Here is an 18,475-nt window from a genome sequence, read left to right on the forward strand (position 1 = left end):
CCGATGGTGACCTTCGCACAGGCGCAGGAGCGCGCCGAGGAATGGATCAACGGTGATGTGCCCGGGCCCGGCCACCGCGAGGTGCGGGTGCGGGAGTTCGAGCTCGGCTTCGTGGTGTGGGCGGAGGACCGCGAGGGCGGCCCCCGCTCGGACGGCGGCCACCAGCGGCTCGTCATCGCCCGGGACAGCGGCGAGGCGACCCTGTGGCCCGCCCTGCCGGTGGGTGAGGTGATCCGCCGTTACGAAGAGGAGTACGGCGTGCCGGAGGCGGCGCCCGAACCGGCCCCCGAGCCCCCCCAGCGCATGGACCTGAACCAGACGTCGTTCCTGTTGAGCCCGCCGGAGTGGCTCCAGGAGGCGGCGGACAAGCTGGGGATCCCGGACCGGCGCGGCTCCGGAGGGGATGCTGGCGGGGGCGCCCAGGGCGGTTCCGCTGCTGGTGCTGGTGCTGGTGCTGGTACGGGACTTGGCGCCGGTGCCGGTACGGGATTCGGGGTCGGCGCCGGTGTCGGCGCGGGGGCCGGTGCCGCCGCGGCGGGTGCCTCCGGTGCTTCCGGGCAGTCCGACGGTGAGCCGCTGCCGACCATGGCCGGGCCCGGTCCGGCGGCCGCGCCCGCGGCTCCGGCCCCGCAGCCCGCTCCTGGCGTGCCCGACGGCGGTACGCCGTGGCCCGCGGCCGGGACGCCGGGTGGCGAGCAGGGTGCCGGGGCCGGTGGCGGCGGGGCGGCGCCGGGTGTGCCCGCGTCGGCGACGCCGTGGGCCGGTACGGACACGAACACCGACGCCGACGACGTGGCGGTGCCGCTGCCCGCCACGGTGTTCTCGCCGCCGCTGACGTTCGACGGCGGCGACAACGAGGAGGAGCAGCCGCCCGCGGCGTCCCCCGAGGCCAAGACCGCGCTGATGTCCGGCGGCAGCCAACTCCCGAGGACGGCCATCGCGCCCGCCTTGGACGAGCCCGCGCCGGGCGCTCCGGGCGCGGGACCGAACCTGCCGCCGCCCGCCGGTGCCGCGGTGACGGGCCCCGACCTGCCGCCGCCGCCCGCGGGGTACGCGCCCGCCGGTCAGACGCCGCCGCCCGTCGGTCCGTCGGCCGGTGGTCCGAACATGCCGCCGCCCCCGGCCGGTTCGGCGGTGAGTGGTCCGAACATGCCGCCGCCTCCCGCCGGGTCCGCGGTGGGTGGCCCCAACATGCCGCCTCCGCCCGGTGGTTCGGGAGCGGGTGCGCCGTCCCCGTACGGGTATCCGCAGGGGCCGGACGCGTCCGGTGCGGGTGCGCCGGGTGCGCCGGGTGCGCCGGGTGCCGCGGGTGCTCCTGCTGCTCCTGGCGTTCCCGCCGGGAGTACGCCGCCTCCGGGTGCGCAGCCTCCGGGTGCGCAGCCCGCTCCTGGCACTCCCGCTCCGGGGGCCACGCCGCCGCCCGGGGCCGGTGCTCCGGGTGCGCCCGCGGGTGGATACGTACCGACGCAGCTGATGTCGCCGCTCGGGCCGGACGGGCAGGCTCCTGGGGCGCCTGCGGCTCCTGGTGCTCCCGGTGCGCCTGGTGCTCCGCAGCCGCCCGGTGCTCCGGGTGCTCCGGGTACGCCTCCCGGTGGGGTGCATCACGCGGCGACGATGCTGGCCGACCCGAGCCTGGGTGGCGGCCTGAAGCCTCCGGGCGCTGGTGCGCCTGGGGCTCCGCAGCCTCCCGGTCCGCCTGGAGCTCCGGGTGCGCCCGGTGCGCCTGGGGCTCCGCAGCCGCCCGGTGCTCCGGGTGCTCCGGGTACGCCTCCCGGCGGGGTGCACCACGCCGCGACGATGCTGGCCGACCCGAGCCTCGGCGGCGGCCTGAAGCCTCCGGGCGCTCCTGGTGCGCCCGGCGCTCCGCAGCCGCCCGGTGCTCCCGGTGCGCCGCAAGCCCCCGGTGCGCCTGGCGCCCCCGGTGCCCCGGGTGCTCCGGGTGGCGGCGTCCACCACGCCGCCACCATGCTCGCGGGCCCGGCCGTCGGCGGCCCCGGCGCGCCCATGCCGCCCGGCGCTCCCGGTGCGCCCGGCGCACCCGGCATGCCCGGCGCCCCCGGTGCGCCCCTGCCTCCCGGCGTACCCGGCGGCCCGGGCGCCCCCGGCATGCCCCCGCCCGCCCAGGGCATGGGCCCCGGCCAGCCCTACGGCTACCCCCAGCCGCCGACCGGCCAGCCCACCGTCGGCCCCGGCTACCAGGCCGTGCTGCGCTACCGCGCGCCCGACGGGTCCGAGCAGCAGGTCATCCGGCGCTCGGCGCCGGGGACGCCGCACCCGGAGTGGCAGATCTTCCACGAGCTGCGCTCCATGAACATCCCGCCGGACCAGGTCCTCGAACTCCACACGGAGCTGGAGTCCTGCGACCTGCCGGGCGCGTACTGCGCGCGCATGATCCGGGAGACCTGGCCGCAGGCGCGCATCACCTCGATCGCGTCGTACGGCAAGGACCACGCCTCGCGGCAGCAGGGCATGCACCAACTGCTCGCGCACCAGGGCGAGCTGCACCAGGTCGCGGACGGCCCGGCGCGCCCCGCGCCGGTGCGCGCGCCGCTTCCGCAGGTGCCGCCCGCGCCCGCGGTGCCGCCGGAGGCCGTGGCCCAGGAGCTGGCCGGGGCGTTCGGTCCCGGCGTGTTCCGGTTCGACCAGCGGGCGGTGTCCCGCCAGGGCGTGCCGGACGTGGTGGCGCACACGCTCGTCGTGGCCGGGCTCCCGGTCGACTTCGGGCCGTTCTTCTGGGCGCAGGCCCAGCCGGGGCGGCCGGTGCCCACGCTGGCCGAGATGGCGCAGGAGCGGGGCGTGCAGCCCGCGTCGGACGCCGGTTCGTACCTGGTCATGGGCAGTGACTTCGGGCGGGCGATCTGCGTCCAGTACGGCACCGCGAACATCGTGGCCGTGCCGGTCGAGGCCGGTCCCGGCGGCGCGCCCGTGCCGCCGCAGTTCGTGAACACGGGTCTGCCCGAGTTCACCCGCTGCCTCGGGCTCCTCGGCCGCATGTGGCGGCTGCGCTACGGGCTCAACCAGGAGCAGGCGGGCCGCTGGACCGTCGACTTCCAGACGCAGCTCGCCGCGCTCGACCCGGCCGCGCTCGCCTCGCCGGAGAGCTGGTGGTCGGTGCTCCTCGAGCAGATGTGGGACGGACTCCTGTAACCCGTACGAGGCAGCGAGAAAACAGCTGAACGAGGCGTCCGACCTGGGCATCAGGTCGGACGCCTCGCTCGTGCGCGCTCGCGTACGCGGGTGGCTCGGACCGGCTCGATCAGGGCTTCGTCGTACTCCGGAACGACAACTCGATTCCGACTTCTGACCCCAATTGACGCATCCTTGACCGGATGGCGTGGGCGGAGTGTCGCGTTATGACCACTTCCGCTTGATCCATCAAGATGTGCGCCAATCGCGTTGTACGCGGTCGGCGCGACGGCGAGAGTCTGTGTGGGCGAGAGAGGGGATCAAGGATGAGCGGCAGCGGTGTGTCGGTATCACCTCATGGCTTCGTCGCCGTGCGCGGGCGCGGCTACCGTCCCGGGCAGGTGGAGGTCTACGCCGACGCCCTGTCCCAGGACCGCGACGCGGCGTGGGAGCGGGCCGCCCGCCTCACCGTCCTCGCGAAGGACATGGGCGCGGAGGCCGCGCGGATGCGCGAGGTCGTCGCGCGGCTCGCTCCGCAGACGTACGAGGCGCTGGGGCAGCGCGCGCAGTACCTGCTGGCGCTGACCGTGGAGGAGGCCGCGGCCGTGCGGGACGCGGCGGCGGCCGCGGCGCGCGCGACCGCGGAGGCCACCGCCGCGGGCGCGGCGGCGCTCGCCGGGGCCGCGCGGGCGTACGCCGACTCGGTGTGCGGCGAGGCGGAGGAACGGGCCAGGCGGCGGCTGCTCGCGGACGGCGCCACCGCCGACGAGGTGCGGGTCGCCGCCCGTACGGATGTGAAGCAGTGGCGCGGCGAGGCGCTGGCCGCCCTGCGCGACATGCGGCAGCGCACCAGTGGGCTCCTCGCCGACCTGGAGAAGGAGCACGCCGAACGCTGGGAGGCCGCCGAGCGGGAGATCGCCGAGCGGGAGGCCGAGGCCGAGGCGCACGAGGCGTCCCTCGTCGCCGCCGCCGAGGCTCGCCTCGCCGAGGCCGAGCGGGCCAGGGCCCAGGCCGACGAGGCCGCGCGGCACGGGCAGGAGGACGCGGAGGCGCGCGCCGCGGATGTGCTCGCGCGGGCGCGGATGCGGGAGGAGCGGCTCGGGCGGGAGACGGAGCGGGTCCTGCGGGAGCACGGGGAGCGGTGGGACGAGGTGCGGGCGCACATGGACCACGTCCGCAGCAGCCTCTCGGCGCTCACCGGGCGGGGCGCCCAGGAGGACGTCCCCCGCCCCGGCGACCCCGGCACGGTCCCGGGCCCGACCTCGGGCACGGACTCCTGACGCCGGTCCCCGGCACGGACTCCTGACGCCGGGCCCGGGCCCGACCTCGGGCACGGACTCCTGACGCCGGTCCCCGGCACGGACTCCTGACGCCGGGCCCGGGCCCGAGCCCGGACTTCTGAGTCCGGTCCCGGGCTCGCCGCCGTGTCGTTCCCTGCTGTCGCCCGTCTGCGGCTCGGATCCCACGCTCCCGCCGCTGCGCGGCGGATCCGCCCCACCCGCCCACCCGTTCACCGCCGACCGGACAGTCACCGCCCGGCAACCCCACACCCACTCACCGGAACCCCGGGGGGCTCCGCCTCCACCGGAACCCCGTAGGGCTCCGCCTCCACCGGAACCCCGCAGGGTTGAGCCCCACGGGAGCTCTGCAGGGCTGCGCCCACTCACCGGAGCCCCGCAAGGTTGAACCCCCACCGGAACCCGCAGGGCCGCCCCCCACCAGACCTCCGCAGGACCGCCCCCAAGCAGTCCACACCTCCGGGCCGCCGAATCCCTCCCCCCGGGGCGGGAGCACCACGGGCCCCACTTCCCCCCCGTCCCCCCCCCAGCCGGGGCGGGTGGGTGGGATGCAACCCCCCCGTCCGGGCCGACAGTCACCGGACTCACCGCCCGCGCGCCCCGCGAGCCCCCGCCAGGATGAACGGTTCCACCGCCTCGTACCGGCCCCGTTGTTCGCGTTGGACGGACGGGCGGGACGTGATCGTGCCCAGCCAGCCGAGGAGGAAGCCGAGGGGGATGGAGGCGATGCCGGGGGTGGTGAAGGGGAACCAGTTGAAGTCGTGGGTGGGGAAGGCGGCGTTGGGGGAGCCGGAGACGAGGTTGGTGCCGGTCATGAGGACGGCGCAGCCGAGTGTGCCGCCGATGAGGGTCCACAGGAGACCCGCGCGGGTGAAGCGGCGCCAGAACAGGGTGTAGATCAGTGCGGGGGCGAGCACGGACGCGCCGAGGCAGAAGGACAGGGACACCAGGGGCTGGAGGCTGCGGTCCTGGACGAGGACGGCGAGGGTGATCGCGAGGGCGCCCACGGCGAGCGCGCAGCCGCGGGCGAGCGTCATCTCCTTGCGGGGCGGCAGATCGCGGCGGCAGGCCGCGAACACGTCGTGCGCAAGGGAGTTGGCGCAGGCCAGGATCATCCCGGCCACGGAGGCGAGCAGGGTCAGGAAGATGGCGGTGGCGACCGTGGTGAAGAGGAGCGTCTCGGCGCCGGACGCGTCCGCGCCGAACACCGCCCGCGTACCCAGGAGATACGCCGTGTTGCCCTGCGCGTCGTGCGCCGACACCGCGGCCCGCCCGAGCATCGCCGTCGTACCGAATCCGATGACGGTGATGATGAGGACGAAGAGGGCGACCGACGAGACCGCCCAGGACAGGGAACGTCTTATCTCGGGGGCGCTGCGTGCCGTGTACATGCGCATGGTGATGTGCGGCAGGCACGCACCGCCCAGGACCACCGTCAGCTCGGAGCTGATCATGTCCAGGCGCGGCGCCGGGCCGCCGTCGAACTGCAGCCCCGACCGGAGGTACGCGGGGCCCAGCTCGCTGCCGTCCCGCGCGGCGGCGAGGAGCGTCCCGGGGTCCCAGTCGAAGCGCCGCAGGATCAGTACGGCGACCACCGTCCCGGACCCGAGCAGGATCACGATCTTGAGGATCTGGATGAGGGCGGTGCCCTTCATGCCCCCGATCGCCGCGTAGCTGATCATCAGCGCCCCGAGCGCGATCACGCATCCGGTCTTCAGGCCGGGGCTTGAGAACCCCAGGACGAACGCCAGCAGGTCGCCCGCGCCCGCCAGTTGGACCAGCATGAGGGGCAGCAGCGCGGCCAGCGTCGCCGCGCACGCGGTCACGCGCACCACCCGCCCCGGCATCCGGCGCGCGAGCACGTCCCCCATCGTGAACTTGCCCGCGTTCCTGAGGGGTTCGGCCAGCAGGAACATCAGCAGCATCAGCGAGAGCGACGTACTGAGGGCGAGGACCACGCCGTCGTAGCCGAGCAGCGCGATGACGCCGGTCGTGCCGAGCACGGACGCGGCGGAGATGTAGTCGCCCGCGATGGCCAGGCCGTTGCGCAGCGGTGTGAGGCCGCCGTAGCCGGTGTAGAACTCGCCGAGCCCGTCGCGGTCCGGGCCCGTCATCACGCACAGCAGCAGCGTCAGCGTGACGACGGCCGTGAACGCCACCAGGGTCATGCTCTGCGTCGTGTCAGCGGCGGTGGTCACGGTTCGCCTCCAGTTCCGCCAGCTTGCGCAGGCGCGCGGCGAGCTGGTCGAGCCGTCGCCGCGCCGTGAACTCGTACAGCGCTATGGCGACGCACATCACCGGCAGTTGTACGAGGCCGAGGAGCAGGCCCGTCGTCAGGCCGCCGGAGACCTCGCTGTTCATCAGTGACGGCGCGCAGCCGGACAGGACGAGGAAGAGCGTGAAGTAGCCGAGCGCGGTGAGGGTGGCGACGCGGCGCTGCCGGCGGTAGGCGGTGCGCAGGACCCGCAGGTCGCGGTGGTTGCCGAGGGCGGGGTGGCGGGGTGCCGCGCGGGGTGGTGGTGGCGCGGGCGGCGGGGGGACGGGCTGCCAGGGGTAGGTGGCGTAGGACGGGGACGAGGTGTGGGGGTGCGGGGGGAGGTGGGGGAGATGGGTGAGATGGGGTTCGTGGGGGCGGTGAGGTTGGTGGGGGGACGGGTTGTGCGGAGGGTGGGTCATCCCGGTTCTCCTCTCCAAGCGCGGCTTCGGTCCGGTGCGGACCGCGAGGGAGCGAGGGCCGAGAGGCTACTTGCTGGTAGTGGGGGCGCGCGGGGTTTTCGTCATACTGGTCAGTCGGTATGGGTCTCGTCGCGCGGCGAACGGGTCAACCGGGTCTTTTGGGGCGGCAGTTGAGTGTCAGGGGCACGCGGTTCGTCGGGCGTGCCGGGCTCCGCGGGGGCCTCCTGGATGAGGGGGAACCGGCGCGGCGCCACGAAGAGCAGCACGAGCAGACACACCACGGCCGCGCACGCCGCGCCCACGTACACGGAGTCGACGGCCGCGTCCACCGCACGCCGCAGCCGGTCCGCGTCCGCCACCGAGTCCGGGTCGTCCAGGGACTTCGCCACCGAGTCCAGCGAGCCCGCGCCGCCGAGCTTGGCGCTGAGCACCCCGTTGGCGACCGCGCCGAACAGCGCGGCACCGACGGTCTGGCCGATCTGGCGGCAGAACAGGACCGAGGCGGTGGTCGTGCCCCGCTCGGCCCAGCCGACGGTCGACTGGACGCCGACGATCAGCGGGAGCTGGAAGAGGCCGAGCGCCGCGCCGAGCAGCAGCATGAGCAGGGCGGGCTGCCAGGCCGAGCCGGGGTAGGGCAGCAGCGGGAAGGCGAACAGGACGCAGGCCGCGGCGCCGATGCCGAGCATCGCCGTGTTGCGGAAGCCGATGCGCCGGTAGACGTGCTGGCTGAGCGCCGCCGACACCGGCCAGCTCAGGGTCATCACGGAGAGCACGAACCCGGCGGCCACGGGCGCGAGTTGGAGCACCGACTGGGCGTACGTCGGCAGGAAGACCGTGGGCGCCACCATCACCAGGCCGAGGGAGCCGAGCGCCAGGTTCACGGCGGCGATGGGGCGGCGCCGCCACACCCAGCCGGGGATGATCGGGTCGGCCGCGCGCCGCTCGATCACCACGACCGCCGCGACGCACAGCAGGCCGCCCGCGAACAGCGCGAGCGACGGCGCCGACAGCCAGGCCCAGGCGACCCCGCCCTGCACGAGCGCGGTGAGCAGCACGCCCCCGGCGGCGAAGACGGCGAGCGCCCCGGGCCAGTCGATGCGTCTCCACACCTCGCCGCGCGCCCCGGCCGCCGCGGCCGTACGGGCGGGCTCGTGCAGGTGGCGGACGATCAGCCAGAGCGCGACCGCGCCGATCGGCAGGTTGATCAGGAAGATCCAGCGCCAGTCCGTGTACGCCGTGATGAGCCCGCCGACCGCGGGGCCCGCGACCGCCGAAGTGGCCCACACCGTCGACAGCTTGGCCTGTATCTTCGGGCGCTCCTTGAGCGGGTACAGGTCGGCGGCGAGGGTCTGGACGGTGCCCTGGAGGGCGCCGCCGCCGAGGCCCTGGACGACGCGGAAGGCGATCAGGGCGCCCATGTTCCAGGCGAGCGCGCACAGCGCCGAGCCGAGCAGGAACAGGACGCAGCCGGCGATCAGGACGGGCTTGCGGCCGAAGGTGTCGGAGAGCTTGCCGTACACCGGCAGGGTGACCGTGGCGGCCAGCAGATAGCCGGAGAACAGCCAGGAGAAGACGGAGAAGCCGCCGAGGGTGCCGACGATCTGCGGGACGGCCGTGGAGACGATGGTGGCGTCCAGCGCGGCGAGCGCCATGACGAGCATGAGCGCGGCGACGACGGCCCCGCGCCTGTCGGTACTCGGCATCCCAAGGTCCCTTCCCCCTGCACCTATTGCCTCGGGTCACTTTCTCACCGGGTGCGGCCTTCGGGGGAGGGTGGAGGGCCTCTCGGCTGGTAGAGCGGATCTCGCTCGGCAGGAGGGTGGAGCGACCCTGAGAACCGCTCCACCGCCGGGTGGAGAACCCCTAGGGGGACCTCCGTACTACGGACAGGGAAACGTTGGTACCGACGGAGGACGAAGGCTCCTGACCTGGTCCTTAGATTGGCTTTATGCCGCGGGGCCCGGAGCACGGGTCCACAGCACTGAGACGAACCTCAGCCTGGGGGGTGGGGTTTTCCCCAGGAAAAGACTGCGCTCCGCACCAGGGCGTCGGGGTGCCCTCGCGGACCAGACTGATCCATGTGAGCAAGCGGTGCGACCGGCGGCCCGGAGGGCGGCCGGGCAGGCGGAACAAGCAGTGCGGCAGCAAGCAGTGCGGCAACGGGCTCATCTCATCACCGACATAGGAGACTTACCGTGACAACGGCTGTGACCACTCCCAGGCACGGGGGTACTGGAGGGCGTACGGCCGTGGCGGCTCGGGCACGCCAGGTCGTCAAGGCGTATGGCACCGGCGAGACCCGGGTCGTCGCCCTGGACCACATCGACGTGGACATCGCCCGCGGGCAGTTCACCGCGATCATGGGCCCGTCCGGGTCCGGCAAGTCCACGCTCATGCACTGCCTCGCGGGCCTCGACACCGTCTCCTCCGGGCAGATCTATCTGGACGAGACCGAGATCACCGGCCTGAAGGACAAGAAGCTCACGCAGCTGCGCCGGGACCGGATCGGCTTCATCTTCCAGGCGTTCAACCTGCTGCCGACGCTCAACGCCATCGAGAACATCACGCTCCCCATGGACATAGCGGGCCGCAAGCCCGACCGCGGCTGGCTGGACCAGGTCGTCGAGACCGTCGGCCTCGCCGGGCGCCTCAAGCACCGCCCGACCGAGCTGTCCGGCGGCCAGCAGCAGCGCGTCGCCGTGGCCCGCGCCCTCGCCTCCCGACCGGAGATCATCTTCGGCGACGAGCCGACCGGGAACCTGGACTCCCGCGCCGGCGCCGAGGTCCTCGGCTTCCTGCGCCGCTCGGTCACCGAGCTCGGCCAGACCATCGTGATGGTCACGCACGACCCGGTCGCCGCGTCGTACGCCGACCGCGTGCTGTACCTGGCCGACGGCCGCATCGTCGACGAGATGTACAACCCCACCGCGGACCAGGTCCTGGACCGCATGAAGCACTTCGACGCCCGGGGGCGCACGTCATGACCGTCCTCAAGACCTCGATGCGCAACTTCCTCGCGCACAAGGGACGCATGGCGCTCTCCGCGGTCGCCGTGGTCCTGTCGGTGGCCTTCGTGTGCGGCACGCTCGTCTTCTCGGACACGATGAGCACCACCTTCGACAAGCTCTTCGCGGCCACGTCGTCCGACGTCACCGTCAAGCCCAAGGACGCCGCGGACGAAGGCGACGAGGGACCGAAGACCGGCAAGCCCGAGACGCTGCCCGCATCCGCGATCGCCCAGGTCAAGAAGGCCGACGGCGTGAAGTCGGTCGAGGGCGCCATCACCAGCGACAGCGTCACGGTCGCCGACTCCGACAACAAGAACATGGGCCCGTCCAGCGGCGCCCCCACCCTCGCGGGCAACTGGACGAAGAACGACCTGCGTTCCATGGAGATCACCTCCGGGCACGCCCCGCGCGGACCCACCGAGGTGATGGTCGACGCCGACACCGTCGACAAGCACAACCTCAAGATGGGCGAGGAACTGCGCACCATCACCGCCGCCGGTGACTTCAAGGCGAAGATCGTCGGCATCGCCACCTTCAAGGTGACCAACCCCGGCGCGGCCGTCTTCTACTTCGACACCGAGACCGCCCAGCGCGAACTGCTCGGCGCCACCGGCCGGTTCACCCACCTCAGCGTCACCGCCGCGAACGGCTTCAGCGACCAGCAGGTCAAGGACAGCGTCACCAGGACGCTGGCCGGGGACGCCGCCGCGTACAAGGTCAAGACGCAGAAGGAGAGCGCGGACGAGAGCCGCAAGTCCGTCGGCAGCTTCCTGGACGTCATGAAGTACGCGATGCTCGGCTTCGCCGGGATCGCCTTCCTCGTCGGCATCTTCCTGATCATCAACACCTTCTCGATGCTGGTGGCCCAGCGCACCCGCGAGATCGGCCTGATGCGGGCCATCGGCTCCAGCCGCAAGCAGGTCAACCGCTCGGTCCTGGTCGAGGCGCTGCTCCTCGGCGTCATCGGCTCGATCCTCGGCGTCGGCGCGGGCATCGGCCTCGCGGTCGGCCTGATGAAGCTGATGTCCGGCGTGGGCATGGAGCTGTCCACGAAGGACCTCACCATCGCCTGGACGACCCCCGTGGTCGGCATGGCGCTCGGCATCATCGTCACCGTCCTCGCCGCGTACCTCCCGGCACGCCGGGCAGGCAAGGTCTCCCCGATGGCCGCGCTCCGCGAGGTGGGTACGCCCTCCGACGGCAAGTCCAGCGCCCTGCGCGCCCTGATCGGCCTGGTCCTCACCGGCGCCGGAGGCTTCGGTCTCTACACCGCGGGGCAGGCCGACAAGGCCAGCGAGGGCTCCCTGTTCCTCGGGGGCGGCGTCGTCCTCACCCTCATCGGCTTCGTGGTCATCGGCCCGGTCCTCGCCCGCTTCATGGTCCGCGTCATCAGCGCCGTGATCCTGCGGATGTTCGGCCCCGTCGGCCGCATGGCCGAGCGGAACGCCCTGCGCAACCCGCGCCGCACCGGTGCCACGGGCGCCGCCCTCATGATCGGCCTCGCCCTGGTGGCCTGCCTCTCCGTGGTCGGCTCCTCGATGGTCGCCTCGGCCACGGACGAGCTGGACAAGTCGGTGGGCGCGGACTTCATCATCCAGGCCGATTCGCAGAACATCACGGCCAAGGCCGAGAAGAAGCTGGCGAAGACTCCGTACATCTCGCACTTCACCCGCAACAAGGAGATCGACGCCGACCTCACCCTGCCCGACGGCAAGACCGCCAAGGGCGCGAGCCTCAGCGCCGCCGACCCGACGTACGCCAAGGACCTGCGCCGCGACACCGTCGCCGGTGAGCAGTCCGCCGCCTACGGCAAGAACGCGATGTCGGTGGGCGAGAACTTCGCCAAGAAGCACCACCTGAAGGTCGGCGACGAGCTGAAGGTCGCCTTCGACCACGGCCGCACCGCCGAGCTGAAGCTCGCCGCGATCACGTCCGAGGACGGGTCGTTCGACAAGGGCGCGATGTACGTGAACATCGCCACGGTCGAGCGCTATGTGCCCGCCGACCGGATGCCGCTGACCGGGATCGCCTTCGCCAAGGCGGTCGACGGCAAGCAGGACGAGGCGTACAAGGCGCTCAAGGACACCCTGGCGACCTACCCGCAGTACAAGGTCCAGGACCAGACCGACTTCAAGCAGAGCCTGAAGGACCAGGTCGGCCAGATGCTGAACATGGTCTACGGCCTCCTCGGCCTCGCGATCATCGTCGCCATCCTGGGCGTCGTGAACACCCTCGCCCTCTCGGTGGTCGAGCGGACCCGGGAGATCGGCCTCATGCGGGCCATCGGCCTCTCCCGCCGCCAGCTGCGCCGCATGATCCGCCTGGAGTCGGTGGTCATCGCCCTCTTCGGTGCCCTCCTCGGCCTCGGCCTGGGCATGGGCTGGGGCGCCACGGCCCAGAAGCTCCTCGCCCTGGAGGGCCTGAAGGTCCTGGAGATCCCCTGGCCGACGATCATCACGGTCTTCATCGGCTCGGCCTTCGTGGGTCTGTTCGCCGCGCTGGTCCCCGCGTTCCGGGCGGGCCGGATGAACGTGCTGAACGCGATCGCCACGGATTAGCCACCGCGACGGGGGAACGGGGGAACGGGGGAGGGCCGGGGTCAGGGGAATGTTCCCCTGACCCCGGCCCTTGGCGTTCAGACCGTGCGCCCGAGATGCAACACCATGACAGTGACGGTGCTCTGTGTGATCTCGTACAGGACGCGGTACCGGCCTACGTGCATGCGGCGGAGGTTGGTCGAACCGTACTCAGCTGATCCTGCGGGCCGTGGTTCCGAGGCGAGTAGGTCGGTCGCGGCGAACACTTGCCGCACACCATCCGGGTCGTCGCCCATGAACTTGGCCGCGATGTTGAGTGCGGGCTCTTCCCAGAGGACCTGGTAGCTCAAGGGCGGTCCAGGCCCAGGCGCGCACGGGCTTCGTCCTGGGGGACGGCGACGACGGTGCCCTCCGCCTGACGGGCGCGGTAGCGCTCCAGCGCGAGGTCGTCTTCGAGGTCCGCCAGCCGTTTCTCCAGCTCGACCAATTCGTTCGGGTTTATGAACACGGCAGCGGCCTGGCCATGGTCTGTGATCGTGATGCGCTCGCGAGCATGCGCGGTCCGGCGCACCAGGGTGCCGAACCGGGCCCGCGCCTCGGTGATGGACAGTGTCTCGCTCATGTAAGAAAGCGTACGGTTCTTGCGCCTTCTGTACAGTCCCTCGATCGGGCGACTGTCACACCGCCGACGTACCCTGGACACCCCCGGCCCGTGCGACTAGTCGGGCTGTTCGCGTTGTCCGCATCGTTCTCTGCCCCGGACTGGATGCCCCTCTCATGAGCCTGCACGGACTGCTGGACGTCGTCGTCGAGGACGCGGCCCTCACCGAAGCGGTGAAGGCCGCGGCCGACGGCAACCGGCATCACATCGACCTCGTCGGCCCCCCGGCCGCCCGCCCCTTCGCCGTGGCGGCCCTCGCGCGGGAGGCACGCCGCACGGTCCTCGCGGTGACGGCCACGGGCCGCGAGGCCGAGGACCTGGCCGCGGCGCTGCGGACGGTGCTGCCGCCGGAGGGGGTCGTGGAGTACCCGTCGTGGGAGACGCTGCCGCACGAGCGGCTCTCCCCGCGCTCGGACACCGTCGGCCGCCGCCTCGCCGTCCTGCGCCGCCTGGCGCACCCGCGCCTTGAGGACACGGCGGACCCGGAGACGGGCCCGGTGTCGGTGGTCGTGGCCCCGGTGCGCTCCGTGCTGCAGCCGCAGGTGAAGGGCCTCGGCGACCTGGAGCCGGTGTCGCTGCGCACGGGCGAGTCGGCCGACCTGAACGAGACCGTGGAGGCCCTGGCCGCGGCGGCGTACGCGCGCGTGGAGCTGGTGGAGAAGCGCGGCGAGTTCGCCGTACGAGGAGGCATCCTCGACGTCTTCCCGCCCACCGAGGAGCACCCCCTGCGGGTGGAGTTCTGGGGCGACGACGTCGAGGAGATCCGCTACTTCAAGGTCGCCGACCAGCGCTCCCTGGAGATCGCCGAGCACGGCCTGTGGGCGCCGCCGTGCCGCGAGCTGCTGCTCACCGAGGAGGTGAGGGGGAGGGCCGCGGCCCTGGCCGAGCGGCACCCGGAGCTCGGCGAGCTGCTCGGCAAGATCGCCGAGGGCATCGCGGTCGAGGGCATGGAGTCCCTGGCCCCGGTCCTGGTGGACGACATGGAGCTGCTGCTCGACGTGCTGCCGAAGGGGTCGATGGCGCTGGTCTGCGACCCGGAGCGGGTCCGGACCAGGGCCGCGGACCTGGTGGCGACGAGCCAGGAGTTCCTGCAGGCCAGCTGGGCGGCGACGGCCGGCGGCGGGGAGGCCCCGATCGACGTGGGCGCGGCCTCGCTGTGGGGCATCGCGGACGTCCGGGACCGGGCCCGTGAGCTGGGCATGATGTGGTGGTCGGTGAGTCCGTTCGCCGCCGACGAGACGCCGGACCCCTCCGACATCACGGACCTGGCGGACGCCGACACCCTCAAGCTCGGCATGCACGCCCCGGAGACCTACCGCGGGGACACCGCGAAGGCCCTCGCCGACACCAAGGGCTGGCTCGCCGACGGCTGGCGCACGGTGTACGTCACGGAGGGCCACGGCCCGGCCGCCCGCACCGCCGAGGTCCTGGGCGGCGAGGGCATCGCGGCCCGCCTGGACGCCGACCTGGCCGAGCTGACCCCGGCCGTGGTGCACGTGGCGTGCGGCTCCATCGACTACGGCTTCGTCGACCCGGCGCTGAAGCTCGCCGTCCTCACGGAGACCGACCTCACCGGCCAGAAGGCGGCGGGCAAGGACGGGCAGCGCATGCCCGCCCGGCGCCGCAAGACCATCGACCCGCTGACCCTCGAACCGGGCGACTACATCGTCCACGAGCAGCACGGCGTCGGCCGGTACATCGAGATGGTGCAGCGCACGGTCCAGGGCGCGACCCGGGAGTACCTGGTCGTGGAGTACGCCCCCGCCAAGCGCGGCCAGCCCGGCGACCGTCTCTACATCCCGACGGACCAGCTGGAGCAGATCACCAAGTACGTGGGCGGCGAGGCCCCGACCCTGCACCGGCTCGGCGGCGCCGACTGGACGAAGACCAAGGCGCGCGCGAAGAAGGCGGTCAAGGAGATCGCCGCCGACCTGATCAAGCTGTACTCGGCGCGGATGGCGGCGCCGGGCCACACCTTCGGCCCGGACACGCCCTGGCAGCGCGAGCTGGAGGACGCCTTCCCGTACGCGGAGACGCCCGACCAGCTCACCACCATCGCCGAGGTCAAGGAGGACATGGAGAAGTCGGTCCCCATGGACCGGCTCATCTGCGGCGACGTGGGCTACGGCAAGACGGAGATCGCGGTCCGCGCGGCCTTCAAGGCGGTCCAGGACGGCAAGCAGGTCGCCGTCCTCGTGCCCACCACGCTCCTGGTCCAGCAGCACTTCGGCACGTTCTCCGAGCGCTACTCCCAGTTCCCCGTGAACGTGCGGGCGCTCAGCCGCTTCCAGACGGACACCGAGTCCAAGGCGACCCTGGAGGGCCTCAAGGACGGCTCCGTCGACATCGTCATCGGCACCCACCGCCTGTTCTCCTCCGAGACCAAGTTCAAGGACCTGGGCCTGGTCATCGTCGACGAGGAGCAGCGGTTCGGCGTCGAGCACAAGGAGCAGCTGAAGAAGCTGCGCGCGAACGTCGACGTCCTCACGATGTCGGCGACGCCCATCCCCCGTACGCTCGAAATGGCCGTGACCGGCATCCGCGAGATGTCGACGATCACGACGCCGCCGGAGGAGCGCCACCCGGTGCTCACCTTCGTGGGGCCGTACGAGGAGAAGCAGATCGGCGCGGCCATCCGCCGTGAACTGCTGCGCGAGGGCCAGGTCTTCTACATCCACAACCGCGTCGAGTCCATCGACCGGGCGGCGGCCCGCCTCCGCGACATCGTGCCCGAGGCGCGCATCGCGACCGCCCACGGCCAGATGTCCGAACAGGCCCTGGAGCAGGTCGTCGTGGACTTCTGGGAGAAGAAGTTCGACGTGCTCGTCTCGACGACGATCGTCGAGTCCGGCATCGACATCTCCAACGCCAACACCCTCATCGTGGAGCGCGGCGACAACTTCGGCCTGAGCCAGCTGCACCAGCTGCGCGGCCGGGTCGGCCGTGGCCGCGAGCGCGGCTACGCCTACTTCCTGTACCCGCCGGAGAAGCCGCTGACCGAGACCGCGCACGAGCGGCTCGCGACGATCGCCCAGCACACGGAGATGGGCGCGGGCATGTACGTGGCGATGAAGGACCTGGAGATCCGCGGCGCCGGAAACCTCCTCGGCGGCGAGCAGTCCGGTCACATCGCGGGCGTCGGCTTCGACCTCTACGTCCGCATGGTCGGCGAGGCCGTCGCCGACTACCGCGCCTCCCTGGAGGGCGGGGTGGAGGAGGAGCCGCCGCTCGAGGTCAAGATCGAGCTGCCGGTCGACGCGCACGTCCCGCACGACTACGCCCCCGGCGAGCGCCTGCGCCTGCAGGCGTACCGCTCGATCGCCTCCGCCAACACGGAGGCCGACATCAAGGCGGTGCGCGAGGAACTCACCGACCGCTACGGCAAGTTGCCGGAGCCGGTGGAGAACCTGCTCCTGGTGGCGGGCCTGCGCATGCTGGCGCGGGCGTGCGGGGTCGGCGAGATCGTCCTGCAGGGCACCAACATCCGCTTCGCGCCGGTGGAGTTGCGCGAGTCCCAGGAGCTGCGGCTCAAGCGGCTCTACCCGGGCTCGGTCATCAAGGCGGCCACGCACCAGGTCCTGGTGCCGCGCCCGAAGACCGCGAAGGTCGGCGGCAAGCCGCTGGTCGGGCGCGAACTGCTCGGCTGGGTCGGGGAGTTCCTGACGTCCGTGCTCGGGTAGGGAGCGGCGGCCCGGCGGGGCCCGAGGCCCGGGAAGCCCGGCGGTGCCCAGGAGGGCGCCGCCGGGCTTCGGTCGGGCTTGAGGACTCAGAGGGTGCGCAGGTCCAGGGCGGCGGCCATGGCCCGGTAACCGGCGTCGTTCGGGTGCAGGGCGTCGCCGGAGTCGTAGACGGGCCGGATGCGGTCCGGGTCGGCCGGGTCGGCGAGGGCGCGGTCGAGGTCGACCACCTCGTCGTACGCGCCCGAGTCACGGATCCAGTCGTTGACCGCGTCGCGCTTGGCCTCGTTGGCCGGGGTGTCGTAGAAGGAGCCCTTGACGGGCGTCAGCGTGGCGCCGACCACCTTGACGCCGCGGGCGTGGGCCTGGCGGATCAGGGAGCGGTGTCCTTCGATGAGCTTCTTCACCGACACCTCGGGGGTGGGTCCGCCGGGGTAGGTGGGTCCGCTGCCGCCGATGTCGTTGATGCCTTCGAGGACGATGACGGTGCCGACGTTCGGCTCGCTCAGGACGTCCTTCTTGAAGCGGACGAGGCCCTTCTCGCCGGCCCAGGAGGTGTCGTTGGTGACCTGGTTGCCGGAGATGCCGTGGTTGAGGACGCTGCGCGGCTTCCCGGCGGCGGCGAAGCGCTCGGCCAGCTCGTCGGGGTAGCGGTTGTTCGTGTTCAGGCTGGAGCCGGTGCCGTCGGTGATGGAGTCGCCGAAGGTCACCACGGAGTCCCGGCGCGCGGTGGCCCGGCCGCTGACCTCGACGCCGGAGAGGTAGTACCAGGAGTCGCTGGTCTCCGTGAACGCGGCGCCGTCGCGGTCGGCCGTGTGGTCGCCCTTGGCGCGGTAGCTCGTGGCGGAGGAGGTCATGTGGAAGGTGGTGGGCCCGGTCGGCTCCGCCAGGTACAGCGTGACGGTCAGCGATTCGAGGGCCCGCACCGGGAACGGCACGCTGTCGCTGTACGCGGTGCCGCCCGCCGGGATCGTCAGTGACGCCTGCTTGCCGAAGGCCAGCTTCCGCACCGAACCGCCCTCGACCGCCGCCCCCTCGGCGGTGCGGGCGATCGTCGCGCCGGTGATCCGCAGCGGCGTTTTTCCGTACCGGTTGGACAGCTCGATGCGGGCCTTCGTGCCGCCCTTGCTGACGCGGACGACCTGCCGGACGCTGTGCTGCGCGAAGCCCTGCTTGGACCAGTTCGGCGTGAAGACCTCGGTCGGCGCCTGCGGCGAGGCGGCCCAACCGCCCTGCCAGGCGCCGCTCTTGGGCGTGCCGTGTCTGCTCTTGTGCGCGGCGTTCTCGTACGCGGTGGAGTCGTGCCCGGCCGCCGCGGCGCCGGAGGGGCCGGTCAGCCCCTGCGCGCCGACGACGGGCAGTGCGGCCAGTGTGGCCGTGGCGAGCAGCGCGGCGCCCGTGCGGCGTGCCGAACGCTGGGATGTCTTGTGCGCCTTCATGTGTCCCGCCCCCAGTTTGAGTGGTCCCGTCCGGTGTCTTCCGGCGAGGTCAC

General features: G+C 72.6%; 11 protein-coding genes. 5 read left to right on the forward strand and 6 right to left on the reverse strand.

What is annotated here, in order from left to right:
• Positions 1–3: 3 nt before the first annotated feature.
• Both ACFVHO_RS33190 and ACFVHO_RS33195 read left to right on the forward strand, forming a co-directional pair.
• Entirely contained in the window at positions 4–3,147 is a 3,144-nt protein-coding gene (locus ACFVHO_RS33190) for an SUKH-4 family immunity protein (protein ID WP_385722899.1), read from the forward strand.
• Positions 3,148–3,452: 305 nt separating this feature from the next.
• The gene (locus ACFVHO_RS33195; RefSeq protein ID WP_385722902.1) at positions 3,453–4,406 is read left to right on the forward strand and encodes a cellulose-binding protein; all 954 of its coding nucleotides are present in this window, start codon (positions 3,453–3,455) and stop codon (positions 4,404–4,406) included.
• A gap of 602 nt (positions 4,407–5,008) precedes the next feature.
• Here ACFVHO_RS33195 and ACFVHO_RS33200 read toward each other — a convergent pair.
• From ACFVHO_RS33200 to ACFVHO_RS33210, 3 genes are all read right to left on the reverse strand, one after another.
• Positions 5,009–6,592 (reverse strand): cation acetate symporter, encoded by a 1,584-nt coding sequence (locus tag ACFVHO_RS33200; RefSeq protein ID WP_385722997.1) that lies wholly within the window; start codon positions 6,590–6,592, stop codon positions 5,009–5,011.
• Between the two features lie 13 nt (positions 6,593–6,605).
• Positions 6,606–7,100: a DUF485 domain-containing protein gene (locus ACFVHO_RS33205; protein ID WP_385722905.1), complete on the reverse strand. Its 495-nt coding sequence runs from the start codon at positions 7,098–7,100 to the stop codon at positions 6,606–6,608.
• A 110-nt stretch (positions 7,101–7,210) separates the two neighbouring features.
• Positions 7,211–8,803 carry an MFS transporter gene (locus ACFVHO_RS33210; protein ID WP_385722907.1) on the reverse strand — a complete coding sequence of 531 codons (1,593 nt, stop codon included), beginning with the start codon at positions 8,801–8,803 and terminating at the stop codon, positions 7,211–7,213.
• Positions 8,804–9,295: 492 nt separating this feature from the next.
• Between ACFVHO_RS33210 and ACFVHO_RS33215 the strand changes: the two genes are divergently transcribed.
• Both ACFVHO_RS33215 and ACFVHO_RS33220 read left to right on the forward strand, forming a co-directional pair.
• On the forward strand, positions 9,296–10,084 hold the full coding sequence (locus ACFVHO_RS33215; RefSeq protein ID WP_030360651.1) for an ABC transporter ATP-binding protein: 789 nt from the start codon (positions 9,296–9,298) through the stop codon (positions 10,082–10,084).
• Positions 10,081–12,666: an ABC transporter permease gene (locus ACFVHO_RS33220; RefSeq protein WP_385722910.1), complete on the forward strand. Its 2,586-nt coding sequence runs from the start codon at positions 10,081–10,083 to the stop codon at positions 12,664–12,666. Before ACFVHO_RS33215 ends, ACFVHO_RS33220 begins: the two co-directional genes overlap by 4 nt.
• Before the next feature lie 77 nt (positions 12,667–12,743).
• Here the strand turns inward: ACFVHO_RS33220 and ACFVHO_RS33225 are convergent, their stop codons facing one another.
• Together ACFVHO_RS33225 and ACFVHO_RS33230 are read right to left on the reverse strand one after the other, a co-directional pair.
• Positions 12,744–12,995, reverse strand: coding sequence for a type II toxin-antitoxin system RelE/ParE family toxin (locus ACFVHO_RS33225; RefSeq protein WP_385722913.1), 252 nt, complete (start codon positions 12,993–12,995; stop codon positions 12,744–12,746).
• The gene (locus ACFVHO_RS33230; RefSeq protein WP_385722915.1) at positions 12,992–13,267 is read right to left on the reverse strand and encodes a type II toxin-antitoxin system Phd/YefM family antitoxin; all 276 of its coding nucleotides are present in this window, start codon (positions 13,265–13,267) and stop codon (positions 12,992–12,994) included. The genes ACFVHO_RS33225 and ACFVHO_RS33230 overlap by 4 nt, the downstream gene beginning before the upstream one ends.
• Before the next feature lie 155 nt (positions 13,268–13,422).
• Between ACFVHO_RS33230 and mfd the strand changes: the two genes are divergently transcribed.
• Entirely contained in the window at positions 13,423–16,986 is a 3,564-nt protein-coding gene (gene mfd, locus ACFVHO_RS33235) for a transcription-repair coupling factor (protein WP_385722918.1), read from the forward strand.
• Between the two features lie 86 nt (positions 16,987–17,072).
• Here mfd and ACFVHO_RS33240 read toward each other — a convergent pair whose 3' ends face one another.
• Positions 17,073–18,422 carry an SGNH/GDSL hydrolase family protein gene (locus ACFVHO_RS33240; protein WP_385722921.1) on the reverse strand — a complete coding sequence of 450 codons (1,350 nt, stop codon included), beginning with the start codon at positions 18,420–18,422 and terminating at the stop codon, positions 17,073–17,075.
• Positions 18,423–18,475: the final 53 nt, after the last annotated feature.

The organism is Streptomyces sp. NPDC127108 (assembly GCF_042677545.1).
GTDB lineage: Bacteria > Actinomycetota > Actinomycetes > Streptomycetales > Streptomycetaceae > Streptomyces.